We start from the raw sequence: 14,631 nt of genomic DNA, 5'->3' as shown, positions 1-14,631 counted from the left end.
GTCATTCTGGCTGGATATTCGCTTCCCGGACGACCTTGCCCCACTTCGCGAGGTCGGACTTGATCACGGCCGCGTATTGCTCGGGCGTGCCGCCCTGCACCTCGATGCCAGCGGCCTCGAGCTTGCTGCGGACTTCCGGCAGCTTCAGTGCGGCATTGATCTCCGCGTTCAGCTTGTTGACGATGTCCTTCGGCGTGCCCGCGGGCGCGAGGAAGCCGCCGTTGGTATTCGCGGCGTACCCCTTCAGCCCCTGTTCCTCCGCGGTCGGCACATTCGGCAATGCCTTCGAGCGCGTCCTGGTCGACACCGCCAGCGCGCGCACGTTGCCGGACTTGACCTGTTCCGCGATCGCGCTGACGGTATCGATATAGAGCACGGTGCGGCCGGCGATCAGGTCGGGATGCGCGGCCGACGAACCTTTGTACGGCACGAGGAGCACGGGCGCGCCGCTATCCATGCGGAACATCTCGGCCGCCATTTCCTGAGCGCTGCCGCGTCCCGACGTCGCGACCTTCGCTTCGGCCGGGTTCGCCTTCATCCAGCTGACGAGCTCCGGCAGCGTCTTCACCGGCAGCTTCGGATACACCGCGAAGACGAGCGGAATCTCGTGCGTGTAGACGATCGGCTCGAAGCTCTTCTCGGGATCCCAGCCCAGGTTCTTGAACAGGAACTTGTTGGTGTTGTGGCTGCCCGCGACGATGCCGATGGTGTAGCCGTCGGGTTTGGCGTTGGCGAGCACGGCGGTGCCGAGGTTGTTCGAAGCGCCCGGGCGGTTCTCGACGATGAACGGCTGGCCCAGTTTCACGGACAGCTTCTCCCCCACCACGCGCGCGATCAGGTCGATGCCACCGCCCGCGGGCGCGGGGACGATGATCGTCACGGGACGCGTGGGATAGTTCTGCGCGAGGGCCACGCCCGCCACCATGAACGCCGCACCCGCGGCAAAGGTCTTGATCAGCTTGTGGATCGTCATTGTTGTCTCCTTATGTATTTTGATTGGGTGAATCAGCCGCGGCCGACGAACGGCATGTTGCTGGCCATCACGGTCATCGTCAGCACGTTCGCCTCGAGCGGCAGCGAGGCCATATGGCGCACTGCGTTGGCCACGTGCTTCGCATCCATCATCGGTTCCGGCGCCGTGGTGCCGTTGGCCTGCAGCACGCCGCGCGTCATGCGCTCCGACAATTCCGTCAGCGCATTGCCGATGTCGATCTGGCTGGCGACGATGTTGTAGGCACGGCCATCGAGCGCGAGCGCCTTGGTGATGCCCGTGACCGCATGCTTGCTCGCGGTGTACGGCGCCGTGAACGGGCGCGGCGTATGCGCCGAGATCGAGCCGTTGTTGATGATGCGGCCGCCCTGCGGCGACTGCCGGCGCATGAGGCCGAACGCGGCACGCGCGCACAGGAACACGCCCGTGACGTTGGTGTTGATGACGTTGAACCACTTGTCCAGCGGCAGTTCGTCCATCGGCACCGCGGGCGCATTGACACCGGCGTTGTTGAAAACCACGTCCACGCGGCCGAACTCGCTTTCGATGTTGTCGAACAACGCCTGCACGCTGCCGGGGTCCGTCACGTCGGTCGGCATTGCCACCGCATGCTGTCCGCGTTCGGCTGCTTCGGCCGCGAGCGTCTGCAACGGCTCGGGGCGGCGGCCCGCGAGCACGACGGTCCAGCCGTCGTCGAGCAGCGCCAGCGCGGTGAGGCGGCCGACACCGCTGCCGGCACCGGTCACGAGGGCGATCTTTCGGGATGCATTCAAGAGCTGTCTCCTGTGTGGGATGTCTTATTCAGGGGCGGTCACGGTCATCGATACTTCTCCAATGCCGCCGATGCTGGCGTCGATCACGTCGCCGGATTGCAGTGCGCCGACGCCCACGGGGGTGCCGGTGAAGACCAGATCGCCGGGCATCAGCGTCACCGATCGCGACAGCATCGCGACGAGCTCCGGCACGGGAAATAGCAGGCCAGAGAGATCGTCCTGCTGACGCGGGACCCGGTTGACCGCGAGCCGGATTGACCCCGCGCGCGGATGGCCGCACGTCGCCACCGGCACGATCGGTCCGCAGGGCGCCGAACAGTCGAACGCCTTCGACGGCTCCCACGGATCGCCCGCGCGCCTGGCGAGTTGCTGCAGGTCGCGCCGCGTCATGTCGAGTCCCACCGCGTAGCCCCAGATATGCGAGGCCGCGTCGATGGCATCGATATCGCGTCCCCCGCGGCCGATGGCGACGACGAGTTCGACTTCGTGGCAGAACTCCGCCGTGTCGGGCGGATACGGCAGTGCGCCTTCCGCGGGCACCACCGCCGTCGCGGGCTTCATGAACCAGGCCGGCATCTTCGAAGGACGGGCTTCGTCGGGACTCCAGCGATAGTTGCGGCCGATGCAGAACACGCGTGTCACTGGGAAGCGCGCGTCGCTGCCGTCGATCGCAAGCGAGATCTGCGGGGCGGGCGGAAAGACGTAGTCCATTGCCACGTTCACGTGGTCAGGCTCATCGTGGGACGCTGGCCCGCGAGACCCTGCGCCACGCTGTCCAGCACCATGCGCGCCATCGCGGTGCGGGTCTCCCACGTGGCGCTTGCGCGGTGCGCCTGCAGCGTGGTGCGATCGGATTGGCGCAGGGCGAGCGGTACGCGCGGCTCATCGACGAACACGTCGAGGCCGGCGCCCGCGATACGGCCTGCCGTGATGGCCTCGGCAAGATCCGCTTCGTTGACCAGCCGGCCCCGCGCGACGTTGACGAGGAAACCGCGCGGTCCCAACGCATCGAGCACCGCGGCGTCGACGATGCCTTCCGCCTTGTCAGCCGCCGCGCAGAGCACGAGCGCATCGCTCGCACGCGCGAGGTCGCGCAGGTCCGCGACGAATGCGTGCGGCACGTCTGCCATCGGCGCGAGGTCCGTATAACGGATCGGGCAACCGAACGCGGCGGCGCGCGTGGCGACGGCGCGGCCCACGCGGCCCATGCCGACGATGCCGACGTTCATGCCGCTGAAGCGGCGCGCGAGCGGAATCGCGCTCGGCGACGGATGCAGTTCCCACTGGCCATCGCGCACGAACCGGTCGCCCGCGCAGATGTTGCGGCAGGCCGCAATCAGCAGGCCGATGGCCAGATCGGCCACGTCTTCGGTCAGCGCGCCCAACGTCGCGGTCACAGGCAGGCCGCGCTCGCGGCAATACGCGAGGTCCACGGCATCCGTGCCGACGCCATTGACGGCCACCACCTTGAGCGAAGGCAACTGCTCGAGCATGGCGCGAGAGATACCAGTATGGCCACCCGTGATCACGGCCTCGATCGATGCGCCGTGCGTCTGGAGCCACGCCGCCTGATCCGCGATTTCAAAAAACTTGTGGACCTCATAGAGGGCGGCGAGTTCGTCGTTGATCGCCGGAATGAGGATGGGATTGAGTTGCAGGATCTGCGGCTTCATGTGTGCTGGCCGTTTCGCGTTGAAGGTTGACTCCATGGTATGTAATACTTGATTGATGAAGCAATATTGATCTATAAAATCAACATAAATCGATGATGGAGTGAAGCCGGTGGCGACCTGGATCACCATGGACGAGGCCTGCGAGCGCCTCGGCGTACGGCCGCAGACGATCTACGCGTATGTGAGCCGCGGCAAGCTGGAGGTGACGTCCGACCCCGCGGATACGCGGCGCAGCCTCTATCGCGCCGAGGACGTGGCGACGCTCGCGCGGCGCAAGCAGGCGGGACGCAAGCACGAGACGCTCGCGGCGAACACGCTGTTCGGCGCGGAGCCGAGCATTCCCACGTCGATCTCTACGTTCGTGCGCGAGCGGCTGTACTACCGGGGGCAGGATGCCGTGACGATGGCGGCGTCCGCCACGCTGGAAGAAGCGGCGCAATGGCTATGGAGCGCCCAGTCGCCCGTCGATCTGTCGTCGGCGGTACGCGTCGCGCAGCCGGGCCGCGTGGCCGCCTTCACATCGCTGGCGACGCTCGCGGCGACCGGGCATTCGACGCACGGGCGCACGACCCGCGTGCTGCATGGGGAAGGGCAGAGCCTCGTTGGACAACTGGCCAATGCATTCGGCGCGCAGCCGGGCCGGCAGCCGCTGCATCTGCGTTTCGCGCAGGGCTGGAAGCAGCCCGCGAAGGTCGCCGAATTACTGCGGACCGCGATGGTCCTGCTGGTGGATCACGAACTGACCAGTTCGGCCTTCGCGGCGCGCATCGCGGCATCGAACGGCGCGTCGCTGCCGGCATGCCTGCTGTCGGGGCTGACGACGTTGTCCGGTCCCTTGCACGGCGACGCGTCGGGCCGCGTGCGGGCATTGTTCAGCGAGGTGGAGCGGCGTGGGGAAGATCAGGTGATTGCCCACCATCTGACGACGGGCCAGCCGTTCGCGGGCTTCGGGCACCACCTGTACCCCGATGGCGATCCGCGCGCGGCGGCGCTGCTGGCGCTTTTCGAGCCACCCGAGGTGATCGCGCGTTTCATCGACAAGGCGACCGAACTCACCGGGTTGCAGCCCAACATCGACGTCGCGCTGGCGGCGCTCGTGATGCATCACGGGCTGCCCGACGATGCCGCCTTCGGCATGTTCGCCACGGCGCGCAGCATCGGGCTGCTGGCCCACAGCATCGAACAACTCGGCATCGCGCAGGTCATCCGTCCGCGTGGGCGGTATGTGGGGACCATGCCGGAGAGGGCCGGCGTCCACCGGGACTAGCGATCGCGTGTGAGGCTGACGCCTTCATCGACGACGCCATAGACGCTGATGCCGGACTGGCTATTGTCCGGGCGCGATGCGCAACCGCTGACGGCGCCCAGCACGGCGATCACTGTCAATGTCGTGGCGATGGCCGCGATAACCCGGCCGGCACGGCCGTCGGCGCGCAGGGGGTGGCTTCCTGTGGTGTCTTTCATGGCGTTCTGAAGGGCAACTGCGAACAAAAAGGTAGGACGCGTGGACGCCGGGTAAGTTCGTCCATGTCCATCGCCACGGAAAATCTCGCGCCGGACCCTCAATGTCGGGACCGCGGTGCCGATGGACAGAAGTGAGGGTTTGCCTCGCGGGAAACCCTCAAAAGTGAACGATTCGGCCCATCGCGCGATGGGAATTCCAACGTAGAATTCGGCTGGCGCCGCGGGGACCTCCGCATGACTGGCGCAATGTCTTTACATTCGGGATGTACGTCGATCTACTCACCCTTTACCTCTTGGCAATCGGCACGCTGCTGGCCAGCGCCGGCATGATTTTCTGGGAGCACCGGACGAACCCCAGGCGCAGCCGTTCGCTGCGTATCCTGGCGGCCGGATTCGCGACGCTCGCGACCGGCTGCGTGATGGTGCTCGTCCGCAAGAAGCTGCCCGGCTTCAGCGGCGCCATGATCAGCAACCTCATCATGCTGTGCGGCTATCTGCTGATTCTCGGCGGCGTGGCGTCCCTCAACGGGCGCAACGTGCGGGGGCGCGCGGCGGTCATCCTGATCGGCATGGCATCGATATGGCTCATCGGCGGCGCACGCTATCAGGATGCGATCTGGGCCTACGTCAGCGCGTTTCCGATCGCGCTGATCAGCGGCATGACGGCGTGGGAGATGCTGCGCTGCGAGGAGATGAAGTCGCTGCATTCGCGGCGCATCGTCGCCGCGGTCACCGGTATTCATTCCCTGTTCTACGTGGCGCGCACGGTCATCCTCCCGTGGGTCGTCACCGCGTACGGTCCCGTCGCGCAATCGATGGCGAGCAAGATCACGATGTACGAGGGCGTGCTGTTCTCGGTCGTGCTGCCGATGACGTTGCTCAAGCTCATCCGCGAGGAGATGCATGGCCAGTTGCTGCGCGAGTCGCAGACCGATTACCTGACGCGCCTCGGGAACCGCCGCTGGTTTTTCGAACATGGCGCGCGCATCCTCGATGGCGCCCGCGGCCATGGCTCCGTGGCCGTGCTGGCGTTCGACCTCGACCAGTTCAAGGCCATCAACGACATTCACGGGCATCAGACCGGCGACACCGTATTGAGGTCCTTCGCGGACATCGCGCGCGGTGTGCTGGGCGCAGATGTGCTGCTCGCCCGCATCGGCGGCGAGGAATTCGCGGCGCTGCTGACCGGCGACCACGCGCGCCGCGCGCCGGCACTGGGGCAGGCCATCGCCCGGGGTTTCGCGGAAGCGATTCCTAACCGTATCGAGAGCAGTGGCATTCTGGCCACCGTCAGCATTGGCCTGGCGCAGTACGACGATAACGCGCCCACGCTCACCGCTGCATTGGCGGCGGCGGATCAGGCGCTGTATCGCGCGAAGTCATTGGGCGGCAACCGGCTCGAGATTGCCGGCGCGGCGCTCGTGGCGTGACCATCGCGGCAAGCGTCGCCCCGTCCCGCACTCGCCGACGCGTCAGCGTGCGGAGGCGGTGAGTTGTTGATAGGCGAGGCGCGCGCTGGCGAGGTCTTCCAGCGCCGTGCCGACCCCCTTGAACACGGTCCGCTCATCCGCCGACTCCCGGCCCCCGCGGGTGCCCCGCGCAAGATCGGTCAGATTCCCGCGCAGTGCCTCCGGTGAGAGGCAGCCCGCCGCGAACGCGTTGATCAGGTCGCCGGCCTTCGCTGGCGCCTCGTCCGTATCGACCCAGACCGAGGCGTTGGCGAAGCACGCGGGGTCGGCTTCGGTCATGCGGGGCGTGAAACTGCCGATGAGGTCGAGGTGGCTGCCGGCAGCCAGCCATTCGCCGCGAATAATCGGCGTCGTGGCGAGCGTCGCGCAGCTGACGATATCGGCCTCTCGCACGGCGGCCTCCAGATCGTCTGCCACGGCCGCGGGCAGGCCCTGATCGCGCCATGCCTGCGCGCAGCGCGCCGCCGCCGCGGTATCCCGATTCCAGATGGCGATGCGGTCCAGCTGACGCACGGCCGCCATGGCCGGTGCCACGAGGCTGCCCACGCGGCCCGCGCCGACCACGAGCAGCGAACGCGCGTCCGGGCGCGCCAGATAGTCCGCCGCCAGCGCGGCCGCGGCCGCCGTGCGGCGCGAGGTGATCTCGTTGCCGTCGAACATGGCCAGCGGCGCGCCGGTCCGCGCGTCGTACAGCATGTAGGTCGAGTGCAGCCCGGGCAGTCCGTGCGCGGCGTTGCCCTCGAAGATGTTGACGATCTTGACGCCGTAGAAGCCGGCATCGTCCCAGGCGGGCATCAGCAGGGAGATACCGGCGCCGGGCTGGCCGGCCTCGCCGATATGGTGCGTGTGTCGAAGCGGCACGGTGGCACCGGCGGCGAATGCATCGCGCAGGGCGGGTATCAGTCGCGGGAACGGCAGCAGCGCTCTCAGCAGCGCGGCATCGGGTTGCAGCACGACGGCTCCTTCTGGATGTGGAAGATCGCCAATGCTAGCCCGATTGCGCCGCGCGCGTCATCGGGAGGTGTCGGCATGGATGCCTCATATACGATTCGCGCATAACCGCATGACAATTCGCAGCTTTGCGGGTCTCGGCGAGGTGCCTAGAATGGTCCGCCTCTTCGACGCGCCTCTCGACCAATCCGACATGCCGAACGCTTCCATCCGCACGATCGACGCCGCAACGCTCAAATCGTGGGTCCACGACGATCAGGAGATCGCGCTGTTCGATGTGCGCGAGCACGGGCAGTATGGCGAAGGCCATCCGCTGTTCGCGGTGCCGCTGCCGTTCAGCCGGCTCGAAGCCGACGTGGGACGCCTGGCGCCACGCCCCGACGTGCGCATCGCGCTCGTCGATGATGGCGATGGCGTGGCGGACGCCGCCGCGCGCGCGCTGGCCGTGCTTGGCTATACGAACGTGCATGTGCTGGCTGGCGGTGTGCCGGCGTGGCAGGCCGCCGGGCACGCGATCTTCAAGGGCGTCAACGTTCCCTCGAAGGTCTTCGGCGAACTGGTCGAGCATCATTTCGGGACGCCTCGCGTCACGGCGGCCGAACTCGCCGCCATGCAGGGTTCCGCGAACGCGCCCGTCGTGCTCGATGGGCGCCCGGTGAGCGAGTTCGGCAAGATGAATATCCCCGGTGCGATCTGTTGCCCCAACGGCGAACTCGCTTATCGTCTGCGCGACATCGTGCCGGACGCCTCGACGCCCGTCGTCATCAATTGCGCCGGCCGGACGCGCAGCATCATCGGTGCCCAGTCGCTGATCAATGCGGGTGTCGAGAACCCGGTGTATGCGCTCGAGAACGGTACGCAGGGCTGGTACCTGAGCGGTCATGAACTCGAGCATGGCGGCACGGCGCGTTATCCGGACACGCTGTCGCCGCAATCGGTGCGCCGCGCGCGCAGCGGCGTGCAGGCGCTCTCGTCGCGTCTGGATGTGCCGCATATCGCCGCGACGGATGCGGCCGCGTGGCTCGCCGACGCCAGCCGGACCACATTCCTCTGCGACGTGCGGACGGGGCAGGAATACGCGGCCGGCACGCTGCCGGGCGCGCAGCATACGCCCGGCGGTCAGCTCGTGCAGGCGACAGACCAGTACGTCGGCGTCCGCCGCGCGCGGCTGATCGTTTTCGATGCGGATGGTGTGCGCGCGCCCATCATCGCCAGCTGGCTGCGGCAGATGGGACACGATGCGGTGGTCCTGCAAGGCGGCCTCGATGCCGGACGCGCGGCGCATCTGTCGGCGCGCTCCGGCCCGCTGCCGACGCCGCACGACGCAAGCTCGATCTCGCCGGCGGAGTTGCAGGCCAGTCTTGCCGCCGGTGCCGCGCGCGTCGTGGATCTTCGCGACAGCATGGCCTATCGCGCGGGCCACATACCCGGCAGCGTGTGGTCGATCCGTCCGCGGCTGGCGGAGGATCTCGGCGCTGTGCCGAAGTCCGTCTCGATCGTGGTGGTCGACGACAAGAAGAGCGCCGCCGCAGCCCGTCTCGCCATCGGCGACCTGCATGCGCATGGCTATCGGGACGTGCGCGTGCTGGCCGGCGGCATCGGCGCGTGGACGGAAGCGGGCCACACATTGCATGCAGGCGTGCAATCGCTGCCCGATGCGCGCTGCATCGACTACCTCTTTTTCGTGCATGACCGACATGACGGCAACAAGGAAGCCGCGCGCGCTTACCTCGCGTGGGAGACGGGCCTGATCGCGCAACTCGACGCGCAGGAACTCGCCACCTTCCGCCTGCCCGCGCACAGCTGAATCCCCCCGAGCGTTCCGTGCATATGCGCATATGGATGCGCGAAACGATTCGTTCTGATCCGGCGTGTCGCTCACTAAGCTAGTTGGTTCCACATCCGAGCCAACCGCTTCGTACCGATCATGCCGCGCCGTACCCTTCCCAGTGTCAAACGTTTCATCGCCGCCGTTGCCCTTCTCGCGATGGCGCTGCCCTGTGGCGCGCAGGGGCCGGGCGCCAGTGACAACGGCAAGCCCGTGCGCATCGTCGTTCCGGTCTCGGCTGGCGGCAGCGCCGACAAGCTCGCGCGCATCCTCGCGGTAAAACTTGCGGAGCGCTGGCATCAGACCGTGATCGTCGAGAACGTCGCGGGGGGAAGCGGTACGATCGGCGCGGCACAGGTCGCGCGCGCGGCGCCCGACGGCCGCACGCTGCTGCTCGGCGGCGAAGGCGTGACGCTGAACGCCTCGCTGTTCAAGCGCCTGCCCTACGATACGAATCACGCATTTCGCGGCGTGATCAAGGCCGTGGTCAGTCCGCAAATTCTTGTCGTGCGGCCCGACCTCGGCGTCCGTTCGTTCCAGGACTACGTGACCTACACCCGCCGCAAGCCGGGCGAACTGGCGCTGGGACTTCCGGGCAATGGCGGCATCGCGCACGTCGCGCACGAAATGCTCGCGCGGCAGCTCGGTATTCGCGTCAACTACATTCCCTATCCGGGCGGCGGACCCGCCACGCTCGATCTGCTCGGCGGGCATATCGATGCCACGCTGATCACGCTCGCCGCCGTCACCGACTACGTGCGCACGGGCAAGCTCACCGCGCTCGCCGTGACCACGCCCTATCGCTCGAAGGCGTTGCCGCAGGTGCCCACGATGGCGGAGGCGGGCGTGAAAGACTTCGCCGTCGAGAGCTGGCAGGGTCTGCTCGCGCCGGCAGGCACGCCGACGGAAGTCGTCGAGCGCATCTATCGCGACGCCGCCGCCGTGCTTGCCGACCCCGCCACGCATGCCCAACTCGAAGAAGCCGGCTTCAACGTCGTGGCGTCGAATCCGCGCGAGCTCGATGCCACGCTGACGCGCGATCTCCCGCGCTATGCCGCCGTGATCGCTTCGGCGGGACTGACGCTCAACTGAACCCGGCATCGATCCCATGTTTGCCAACACCCTTCCTGCCATCGCCATGTCCAAGCATATTGCTGTTCGCCGCCCTCAGTTTCGCCCGCAAGTCCGTACAAAAATTCGCGCCGTCGCCGCCCTCATGCTTCTGACGACCGGGGTCTCGACGGCCTGGGCCGACGCGACGCTCGACAAGATTCGCCAGCGCGGCAAGGTCGCGATCGGCGTGCTCGTCAACGGCGGCCCGTTCGGCTCGATCGACCCGGCGACGCAGCAACTCGTGGGCTGGAATCCGGAGCTCGCGCGCGATCTCGCCAAGCGGCTCGGCGTGGAAGCCGAACTGGTGCAGGTCAACCCGTCCAATCGCGTCCAGTTTCTTCAGCAAGGCAAGGTCGATCTGCTGATCGCGTCGATGGAGTACAACGCCGATCGCGGAGAGATCCTGTCGTACGCGCCCACGCCGTTCTATCGCGTGGGCGGCACGGCCGCGGTGCTCAAGACCAGCGGCATCCATCAATGGGAGGACCTGCGCGGCAAGACCGTATGCGCGTCGCAGGGCAGCAGCTTCGTCAAGCCGCTGCAGGAACAGTACGGCGCGCAAGTGCGCGGGTTCAAGACGGCGGCGGAATCGTTGCTCGCGTTGCGGGGCGGACAGTGCGTGGCCGCCGTGCACGATGCGACGCTGATCCATCCGCTGCTGCGTACCAACGCGGAGTGGGCCGGCTATGCCGCCCCCATCCCCACGGAAATCCTGCCGGCGCCGTCGGTCGTCTGGGCGCGCAAAGGCGAGAGCGATACGGTCGCCGCCGTCGACAAGGTCGTGCAGACGTGGCATCGCACGGGCTGGCTCATCGACACCGAGAAGCGCCTTGGCATTACGCCGCCGCAGCCGCTGCTGCCGGAGCTGCAGAAGCAGTTGCGCCAGCCGGCCTGATGGAGACCGTTGGCGGCCTGATCGCCGCGCTGAAGGCGATCGGCCTTAATTACGGCTTTCTGCTGGACACGGCAGAGCGCACGGCATTTCTGCGCGGGCTGCGCGTAAGCCTCGAACTGTGTGTGCTCACGATACCGGTGAGCCTCGCCGCAGGCGCGCTGCTGGCGGCCATGCTGACGTCGGGCCGGCGTGTGCTGGCGGCACCGGCTCGCGCCTTTGTCGAACTGACGCGCAATACGCCGACGCTGGTACAGCTGTACTGCGGGTTTCTCGTGTTGAACATGCTGATCACGCAATGGCTCGGCCAGCATGGGGGGAGCAATCCGCTCACGCCGTTCTTCTGGGTCGTGCTCGTCGTGTCCCTGCACAAGGCCGTGTTCCACGCGGAGGCATTGCGGGCGGGCATCGAAGCGGTGCCGCGCGTCACGCTGGAAGCGGCGCGCTCGCTTGGTTTTTCCCGCCGGCAGATGCTCGCGCGCGTGGAACTGCCGCTCGCCGTGCGCTTCGCGCTGCCCGCGCTGGTCAACAACCTCGTCGATCTCGTCAAGATGACCGCGCTCGCCTCCGCGATTGCCGTGGGCGATGTCACTTATGAATCGATCATGATCTGGACGCAGCGCGACAACGTGCTCGAATTGCTGCTGCTGATCCTCGCGTGGTTCGGGCTGCTGACGTGGCTCGTCAGCGTGGCGGGACGATGGCTCGAGCGCCGCCTGCGCATGCCCGGCTATGGTCAGTGATTCCATCGAACTCGCCTTCGGCCATCTGGCGACATGGATGCCCGTGCTGCTGCGCGGCATGGCCGCCAATATCGGTATCAGCGTGCTGGCCATGGCGATCGGCACGGTGGCGGGCCTCGTCATCGGCGCGTTGTCGCTCTCCGCGCTGCGCCCCCTTCGCGTGGCGGCGCGCTGGTGGGTCCAGGCATTCCGTAACGCGCCAGTGCTCGTGCTCGTCTACTTCACGACCTATGTGTTTCCGTTCGAGTGGCAGGTGGGACAGTGGACGGTGCCGTTCCCGGACTGGGTCAAGGTCGTGCTGGGGCTGGCGCTGCCAGCCAGCGCGAACGTGGCGGAAATCTTCCGTGGCGCGATCCAGTCGATCCCGAGCGCGCAGTGGGAGGCCGCGCAATCGCTGGCCTTCCGGCGTGGGCAGATCTATCGGCTCATCGTGTTGCCGCAGTGCGTGCGCCGCATGCTGCCGCCCTGGATGAACCTGTACGCGAGCATCACGATGAGCACATCGTTCGCATCGCTGGTGGGCGTGCACGACGTGGTGGACGCCGCGCAGGTTGCCAGCAATACCGTCGCGCGCACGGACTTCACGATCCTTATCTATTTCAGCCTCCTGATGCTGTTCCTGTTGTATTGCTATCCCATCTCGCGCGCCACGCGCGCACTGGAGCGCCGCCATGCCCGATATTGATACAGCCGTCACGCTACGGGACGTGCATCTTGCGTTTGGCGGCACGGAGGTCCTCAAGGGTATCGACGTCGATGTGCGGCGCGGCGAGGCCGTGACGATCATCGGGCCGTCCGGCTCCGGCAAGAGCACGATCCTGCGATGCATGACGGGGCTACTCCGTCCGCAGCGCGGCAGCATTCTCGTCGGCGATACCGCCGTCGATACGTTGCAGACAGAAGCCGATCTCATCGCGTTGCGCAAGCGCGTGGGTTTCGTTTTCCAGCAGTACAACCTGTTTCCGCATCTGACCGTGCTCGAGAACCTTGTCATCGCGCCCACGCGCGTGATCGGACGCGGGCGGGCGGAGGCGGAACACGACGCGCACGCGCTGCTCGGCAAGGTCGGACTGGCCGGCAAGGCCAGCGCCTATCCCGGCGAGCTTTCCGGCGGACAGCAGCAACGCGTCGCCATTGCGCGCGCGCTTGCGATGCGCCCGGAGCTGATTCTCTTCGACGAGGTGACGTCGGCCCTCGACCCGGAAACGGTGGGCGAAGTGCTGACCGTGATCCGCGAGCTCGTCGACGAGGGCCTGACCTGCGTACTCGTGACGCACGAGATGCGGTTCGCCGCGGAGATCAGCGACCGCATCTATTTCACGGAGGCCGGGCGCATCGTCGAGCATGGGCCGCCCGAGCAGATCTTCGGGCAGCCGGTGCAGGAACGGACCCGCGCATTCCTGCGCCGGGCGCTCGGCGCCGTGCCTCGCCTGCCGGCCTCCTTCAACGCGGCCTACGCGCCGCGCTCCCCATCGTTGCAAACCGCAGAGGATTCCGCATGAGCGAAGGCAATCATTCACAACCTGACCCGGCGCTTGCCCCACGCGGCCACCACACGCGGCTGCTGCACGCCGGCGCGGCGCGTCTTCATGAGGGCGTCGGCCCCGTCAACGTCCCGGTCGTGCGCACGAGTACCGTGCGCTTCGACAGCGTGGAGACGCTCGCCGATCGGCAGCACCGCCGCGCCGCGCAAGAGCGCGTGCCGACCTATGGCCGGCATGGGCTCGATACGCATGCGGCGCTCGAGGACGCGCTGTGCGAGCTCGAGGGCGGCCGGCGTGCATTCCTCACGCCATCGGGGCTGTCGGCGATCTCGCTCGTGCTGCTCGCGCTGCTGGGACCCGGCGACCATGCGCTGGTGTCCGACAGCGTGTACGCGCCGCTGCGCCGTGTCGATCTCGACCTGCTGCAGCGGCTTGGTATCACGCTCGAGTATTTCTCCCCGCATCACGATGACCTCGCGGCGCTGATCCGGCCCGAGACGAAGCTCGTGTACCTCGAATCGCCGGGCTCGCTGCTGTTCGACGTGCTGGACCTGCCGGCCTTGGCGGCGGTTGCGCGAGACCGCGGTGTGCCGGTGGCCATCGACAACACGTGGAGCGGCGGCTGGTTCCTCCAGCCGCTGGCGCTTGGCGCGAATATCTCGGTGCAGGCGTCGACGAAATACATCGCGGGCCATTCGGACGTGATGCAGGGCGCGGTCATCGTCGATAGCGACGATCTGGCCCGACGCATCGGCACGGCACATGAAGCGCTCGGCCTGACGATCGGCGCCGACGATGCTTACCTCGCGTTGCGCGGGCTTCGCACGCTGCCGGTCCGGCTCGCGCAGCATCAGGCCAACGCGACAGCCGTCGCGCAATGGCTGCATGGACAAGCACAGGTGAGCCGGACGTTCTATCCCGCGTTGCCGGACGATCCCGGCCATGCGCTGTGGCGGCGCGACTTCACGGGAGCGAGCGGGCTGGTGTCGTTTGCATTGCGCGGGGCCGATGCCGCGGCGGCAGGGCGGTTCGTCAATGCCTTGCGGCTGTTCGCGATCGGCGCGTCGTGGGGCGGCTACGAGAGCCTTGCGCTCGTGGCGCCGCCCGACAGGCTGCGGGCCTATCGCGCCTGGCAGGATCCCGCGCCCGTCATCCGCCTGCATGTCGGGCTGGAGGACGCGCGCGACCTCATTGCCGACCTCGACCAGGCCTTCCATCGCGCGTTGCGCTGACCGAAGGCCCGGCCGTTC

The 14,631-nt window shown here is 67.3% G+C and carries 15 protein-coding genes; 9 read left to right on the top strand and 6 right to left on the bottom strand.

Annotated elements, in window-relative coordinates; genetic code table 11:
• Position 1: 1 nt before the first annotated feature.
• The 4 genes from KHP16_RS18260 to KHP16_RS18245 form a co-directional block, all read right to left on the bottom strand.
• Complete coding sequence (locus tag KHP16_RS18260) at positions 2–925, bottom strand: Bug family tripartite tricarboxylate transporter substrate binding protein (RefSeq protein WP_415831227.1); 924 nt, start codon at positions 923–925, stop codon at positions 2–4.
• A gap of 80 nt (positions 926–1,005) precedes the next feature.
• Positions 1,006–1,764: an SDR family oxidoreductase gene (locus KHP16_RS18255; RefSeq protein ID WP_211960844.1), complete on the bottom strand. Its 759-nt coding sequence runs from the start codon at positions 1,762–1,764 to the stop codon at positions 1,006–1,008.
• A 24-nt stretch (positions 1,765–1,788) separates the two neighbouring features.
• Positions 1,789–2,475 carry a fumarylacetoacetate hydrolase family protein gene (locus KHP16_RS18250; RefSeq protein WP_211960843.1) on the bottom strand — a complete coding sequence of 229 codons (687 nt, stop codon included), beginning with the start codon at positions 2,473–2,475 and terminating at the stop codon, positions 1,789–1,791.
• Positions 2,476–2,483: 8 nt separating this feature from the next.
• Positions 2,484–3,437 carry a 2-hydroxyacid dehydrogenase gene (locus KHP16_RS18245; RefSeq protein ID WP_121492848.1) on the bottom strand — a complete coding sequence of 318 codons (954 nt, stop codon included), beginning with the start codon at positions 3,435–3,437 and terminating at the stop codon, positions 2,484–2,486.
• Positions 3,438–3,564: 127 nt separating this feature from the next.
• Between KHP16_RS18245 and KHP16_RS18240 the strand changes: the two genes are divergently transcribed.
• Positions 3,565–4,704, top strand: a complete 1,140-nt coding sequence (locus KHP16_RS18240; RefSeq protein ID WP_181366220.1) for a citrate/2-methylcitrate synthase — start codon at positions 3,565–3,567, stop codon at positions 4,702–4,704.
• Here KHP16_RS18240 and KHP16_RS18235 read toward each other — a convergent pair.
• A complete protein-coding gene (locus tag KHP16_RS18235; RefSeq protein WP_211960842.1) occupies positions 4,701–4,901 on the bottom strand; it encodes a hypothetical protein in 201 nt (66 codons plus the stop codon). The genes KHP16_RS18240 and KHP16_RS18235 overlap by 4 nt on opposite strands.
• Before the next feature lie 263 nt (positions 4,902–5,164).
• On the opposite strand from KHP16_RS18235, the gene KHP16_RS18230 reads away from it, so the two are divergent.
• Positions 5,165–6,331 (top strand): GGDEF domain-containing protein, encoded by a 1,167-nt coding sequence (locus tag KHP16_RS18230; protein ID WP_211960841.1) that lies wholly within the window; start codon positions 5,165–5,167, stop codon positions 6,329–6,331.
• Between the two features lie 42 nt (positions 6,332–6,373).
• Here the strand turns inward: KHP16_RS18230 and lhpI are convergent, their stop codons facing one another.
• Positions 6,374–7,324 (bottom strand): bifunctional Delta(1)-pyrroline-2-carboxylate/Delta(1)-piperideine-2-carboxylate reductase, encoded by a 951-nt coding sequence (gene lhpI / locus KHP16_RS18225; protein WP_211960840.1) that lies wholly within the window; start codon positions 7,322–7,324, stop codon positions 6,374–6,376.
• Positions 7,325–7,514: 190 nt separating this feature from the next.
• On the opposite strand from lhpI, the gene KHP16_RS18220 reads away from it, so the two are divergent.
• The 7 genes from KHP16_RS18220 to metC all read left to right on the top strand — a co-directional run bounded on the left by KHP16_RS18220 (position 7,515) and on the right by metC (position 14,613).
• A complete protein-coding gene (locus KHP16_RS18220; RefSeq protein ID WP_211960839.1) occupies positions 7,515–9,128 on the top strand; it encodes a rhodanese-like domain-containing protein in 1,614 nt (537 codons plus the stop codon).
• 120 nt (positions 9,129–9,248) lie between these two features.
• Positions 9,249–10,241: a tripartite tricarboxylate transporter substrate binding protein gene (locus KHP16_RS18215; RefSeq protein WP_415831217.1), complete on the top strand. Its 993-nt coding sequence runs from the start codon at positions 9,249–9,251 to the stop codon at positions 10,239–10,241.
• 124 nt (positions 10,242–10,365) lie between these two features.
• The gene (locus KHP16_RS18210) at positions 10,366–11,157 is read left to right on the top strand and encodes a transporter substrate-binding domain-containing protein (RefSeq protein ID WP_115955251.1); all 792 of its coding nucleotides are present in this window, start codon (positions 10,366–10,368) and stop codon (positions 11,155–11,157) included.
• Positions 11,157–11,897 (top strand): amino acid ABC transporter permease, encoded by a 741-nt coding sequence (locus KHP16_RS18205; RefSeq protein ID WP_109584549.1) that lies wholly within the window; start codon positions 11,157–11,159, stop codon positions 11,895–11,897. Before KHP16_RS18210 ends, KHP16_RS18205 begins: the two co-directional genes overlap by 1 nt.
• Positions 11,887–12,582: an amino acid ABC transporter permease gene (locus KHP16_RS18200; RefSeq protein WP_109584550.1), complete on the top strand. Its 696-nt coding sequence runs from the start codon at positions 11,887–11,889 to the stop codon at positions 12,580–12,582. Before KHP16_RS18205 ends, KHP16_RS18200 begins: the two co-directional genes overlap by 11 nt.
• Positions 12,569–13,399, top strand: coding sequence for an amino acid ABC transporter ATP-binding protein (locus tag KHP16_RS18195; protein WP_211960838.1), 831 nt, complete (start codon positions 12,569–12,571; stop codon positions 13,397–13,399). Before KHP16_RS18200 ends, KHP16_RS18195 begins: the two co-directional genes overlap by 14 nt.
• Positions 13,396–14,613, top strand: coding sequence for a cystathionine beta-lyase (metC, locus tag KHP16_RS18190; RefSeq protein ID WP_211960837.1), 1,218 nt, complete (start codon positions 13,396–13,398; stop codon positions 14,611–14,613). Before KHP16_RS18195 ends, metC begins: the two co-directional genes overlap by 4 nt.
• Positions 14,614–14,631 lie beyond the last annotated feature (18 nt).

It is taken from the genome of Cupriavidus plantarum (assembly GCF_905397285.1).
Classification (GTDB): Bacteria; Pseudomonadota; Gammaproteobacteria; order Burkholderiales; family Burkholderiaceae; genus Cupriavidus; species Cupriavidus plantarum.
The sequence above is the reverse complement of the archived record's forward strand: the minus strand, read 5'-3'. Positions and strand labels throughout refer to the sequence as shown.

Bases quoted from the DNA above. Each gene is read 5' to 3' on its own strand.
- KHP16_RS18260 (WP_415831227.1), bottom strand. From the start codon at position 925: ATGGTGGCGGGCGTGGCCCTCGCGCAGAACTATCCCACGCGTCCCGTG.
- KHP16_RS18250 (WP_211960843.1), bottom strand. From the start codon at position 2,475: ATGGACTACGTCTTTCCGCCCGCCCCGCAGATCTCGCTTGCGATCGAC.
- KHP16_RS18245 (WP_121492848.1), bottom strand. From the start codon at position 3,437: ATGAAGCCGCAGATCCTGCAACTCAATCCCATCCTCATTCCGGCGATC.
- KHP16_RS18240 (WP_181366220.1), top strand. From the start codon at position 3,565: ATGGACGAGGCCTGCGAGCGCCTCGGCGTACGGCCGCAGACGATCTAC.
- KHP16_RS18235 (WP_211960842.1), bottom strand. From the start codon at position 4,901: ATGAAAGACACCACAGGAAGCCACCCCCTGCGCGCCGACGGCCGTGCC.
- KHP16_RS18230 (WP_211960841.1), top strand. From the start codon at position 5,165: ATGTACGTCGATCTACTCACCCTTTACCTCTTGGCAATCGGCACGCTG.
- KHP16_RS18220 (WP_211960839.1), top strand. From the start codon at position 7,515: ATGCCGAACGCTTCCATCCGCACGATCGACGCCGCAACGCTCAAATCG.
- KHP16_RS18215 (WP_415831217.1), top strand. From the start codon at position 9,249: ATGCCGCGCCGTACCCTTCCCAGTGTCAAACGTTTCATCGCCGCCGTT.
- KHP16_RS18210 (WP_115955251.1), top strand. From the start codon at position 10,366: ATGCTTCTGACGACCGGGGTCTCGACGGCCTGGGCCGACGCGACGCTC.
- KHP16_RS18205 (WP_109584549.1), top strand. From the start codon at position 11,157: ATGGAGACCGTTGGCGGCCTGATCGCCGCGCTGAAGGCGATCGGCCTT.
- KHP16_RS18200 (WP_109584550.1), top strand. From the start codon at position 11,887: ATGGTCAGTGATTCCATCGAACTCGCCTTCGGCCATCTGGCGACATGG.
- KHP16_RS18195 (WP_211960838.1), top strand. From the start codon at position 12,569: ATGCCCGATATTGATACAGCCGTCACGCTACGGGACGTGCATCTTGCG.
- metC (WP_211960837.1), top strand. From the start codon at position 13,396: ATGAGCGAAGGCAATCATTCACAACCTGACCCGGCGCTTGCCCCACGC.